We start from the raw sequence: 2,746 nt of genomic DNA, 5'->3' as shown, positions 1-2,746 counted from the left end.
ATAGAGACATAAATCACACTTATAAATGTAAGCACTATCAGTTTTATTAATATATGTGATGTAAGCAATGCAACATCGACCTGTTAAACAAACGAATAAAAAAGGCTGAGCAGGTTATCTGACTCAGCCTTTTTACTGTTTAGAACTAGATCATTTATCGCCAGTGAGCATATCGAAGAAGATCTGTCTCGACTCTGGGGTGTTGTCTCGATGAGTTTCGTATTTTATATGCGAATTGGCATCAACAGATTTTGATAACTTGATACTCCAAAGTGCTTTCATTTGATTCGGTACAATTGAGTATCGGACGTCGATAATACGCAACTCGTCCGTTGGGTCCAGAGCAATATAACCATTAGAGAACCAGCGGAAGCGTTCAATATCTTTGGCTTGTTGAGAATCCAGGTCAAGCCAAGGTAAGTCCCTGCTAACGTTCAGCTTAGCGACCGACTCTCCTGGATATACGTTTACCGATGTACCAACCCGCACTGCGTCTACATGATAATGAGCCTCTGTTTCGTACACCACTTTCCAAACTAAGATATTCGCAAAGCTTGGTTTTGCCTCTAATCGAATCGGCGTATGTTGTCTTTGTTCCGCTAATTGCCACCCAATCGCCTCTGCCCTATCTCTTTGTATCATCCCTAATGTTGGATAAATTAGAGCCCAAGCAAACGCAACACGTGCTAGCCAAGGTGCTCGTTTCAACGTTGCAAACACAAGCAAAACTAAGATGGGCAGCGTATAAACAGGATCGATGATTGATATGGTATTCCAAGCAAAACGCGCATTAGTCAAAGGCCAAAGTAACTGCGTGCCATAAGTGGTACAAGCGTCTAACAGTGCATGAGTGCCATAACCCAGAGCGCAAAACAGCCAGCTTTGCTTGAAAGTAAGCCCGCGCCTTTTTGCAATCAGATGATGTAGAACAAAGGCACAGATCAAACTGCCAATGGGGATAAAGAAGAGTGAATGAGTAAATTGTCGATGAAATTCCAAAGCCAACAAAGGATCACTTTGAGACTTAATCAGTGCATCTAGATCTGGAGCCAATCCAGAAAGTAGCCCTAATACACCTGCAACAGCCAAATGTTGTTTTTTGCTTGCTGACTGTGCCAAAGAAGCGCCTAACACGCCCTGCGTTAAAGGATCCATAAATCACTCATTGATAGCATTCCGTTGAATCAAACAAGATACATTTAGCTATAGCAGTGAATTGGGTTAAATAACAATGTTTTATCAAGATAATACTGTTGATAAAACACCCTGACATTAATGAATTCCATGAAGAGTTAGCGTTAAACGTTTTGCTGTGTGGCCTTGCTTAACAGCATTTCCCAATCAGATTTATCAACCTGTCCTTTGTGAACATTCACTTTGTAATAGCCAGTTTTAGTCAGTGATTTAACCTGAATATACTGACGAGAAAAGACAGAGTTTTTGATCACTAAGTTCGCTTTAACGTCATGTAGATGTATGTCTTCACCAACTAAAGATAAATGTCTTCGGGTGAACTTGGAGATCAAAGCATAGACAGCGATCATGATTAAGATAGAAGTAACAAAAGGGAAAAACTGGATCTCAGTCTGATAAAACAAGTTGATAGCTAAAGATGCGATCACGTAACTTATTATCATTGATAGAGCCACGTTCCAACGTGGGCCGTTGCCCTTAAATGAAATTTCTCGTGCCATCACTCGCTCCTTTAGATAAGTACTTGACCACATTTGAATATTTATTAAACGCGAACAACCTTATTATGAACTATGACGCATTAAAAGGAGTAACTCATGTTATTGAAGGGCTCAGATCGCAATTAGACATTTACATGCATTTTTTCGCACCTAAATGTCTAATGAATAAAGAAACTGATTCAGTTACAGGTTACTGAATTCTTTAATTAACGAGCAACCATGCTGGCTGCGATAACCACCAACAGTACTGAGAAGATCTTCTTAATCGTTGGAACCGGTAAATGGTTAGTTGCTTTTGCGCCTAGCGGAGCTGTAAACCAAGATGTGCACACGATGCCTAGCAGCGCAGGCAAATAAACAAAGCCAGCAAAACCTTCTGTTAGAGCAAAGTGGCTGCTGCCCGAGGTGATATAACCGATAGACCCAAATAATGCGATCACAATGCCACAAGCCGACGCACAACCAATGGCCTTTTTCATATCGACAGAGAAGAACGTCAATAGTGGAACCAGCAATGCCCCACCACCAATGCCTATCATGGCTGACAAGCCGCCCGTAATAGTTGTAAGAACCGTTAGTACGCCCTTGTTCGGTAGCTTTCGTTCTTTAGGCGCGTCATTTTTGCTGCTTAAGAACATCTTGATCGCAATAAGAACCACACTCACGGCAAACACAATACGAACCACTTTTTCCGGTAAAAGAGCCGCCATAAAGCCACTAATCAATGCACCCAGAGCAACACCCAACATGATCCAAGGTGCCAAATCCCAAGGCACGTTGCCATTTTTGTGGTGAGCAAGCGCAGAAGAAGTTGAGGTAAACAAGATTGATGCCAAAGAAGTCGCAATCGCTGCAACGACCACTTGGTCAGCAGGTAAAACTTCTAAGTGAAGTAAAATACTGCTTAACACAGGTACAATGATAAGCCCCCCGCCAATCCCCAAAAGCCCGGCAAGAAAACCAACACCACTGCCTAATAATGCACAGTATAAAATCAACAACAGCAACTCACTCATTTCGTCCATCTCTTAATTAAATTAATTATCTTAAAT

3 protein-coding genes are annotated in these 2,746 nt (G+C 41.6%); all 3 read right to left on the bottom strand.

Annotated features, from left to right (window positions below; all coding sequences use genetic code 11):
* Nucleotides 1-150: 150 nt before the first annotated feature.
* The 3 genes from AB4653_RS25880 to AB4653_RS25870 all read right to left on the bottom strand — a co-directional run bounded on the left by AB4653_RS25880 (nt 151) and on the right by AB4653_RS25870 (nt 2,710).
* A complete protein-coding gene (locus AB4653_RS25880; protein ID WP_102257307.1) occupies nt 151-1,155 on the bottom strand; it encodes a metal-dependent hydrolase in 1,005 nt (334 codons plus the stop codon).
* Between the two features lie 143 nt (nt 1,156-1,298).
* Nucleotides 1,299-1,727, bottom strand: coding sequence for a hypothetical protein (locus AB4653_RS25875; protein WP_102257308.1), 429 nt, complete (start codon nt 1,725-1,727; stop codon nt 1,299-1,301).
* Nucleotides 1,728-1,900: 173 nt separating this feature from the next.
* A complete protein-coding gene (locus tag AB4653_RS25870) occupies nt 1,901-2,710 on the bottom strand; it encodes a sulfite exporter TauE/SafE family protein (protein WP_009846561.1) in 810 nt (269 codons plus the stop codon).
* Between the last annotated feature and the right edge of the window lie 36 nt (nt 2,711-2,746).

The organism is Vibrio sp. 10N.222.48.A3, assembly GCF_041475345.1.
Taxonomy (GTDB): domain Bacteria; phylum Pseudomonadota; class Gammaproteobacteria; order Enterobacterales; family Vibrionaceae; genus Vibrio; species Vibrio tasmaniensis_A.
Note: the sequence above shows the minus strand (reverse complement) of the source record. Positions and strands in the feature narration are given on the sequence as shown.

Excerpts from the sequence above, each read along its gene's own strand:
- AB4653_RS25875 (WP_102257308.1), bottom strand. The coding sequence starts at position 1,727 with ATGTGGTCAAGTACTTATCTAAAGGAGCGAGTGATGGCACGAGAAATT.
- AB4653_RS25870 (WP_009846561.1), bottom strand. The coding sequence starts at position 2,710 with ATGAGTGAGTTGCTGTTGTTGATTTTATACTGTGCATTATTAGGCAGT.
- AB4653_RS25880 (WP_102257307.1), bottom strand. The coding sequence starts at position 1,155 with ATGGATCCTTTAACGCAGGGCGTGTTAGGCGCTTCTTTGGCACAGTCA.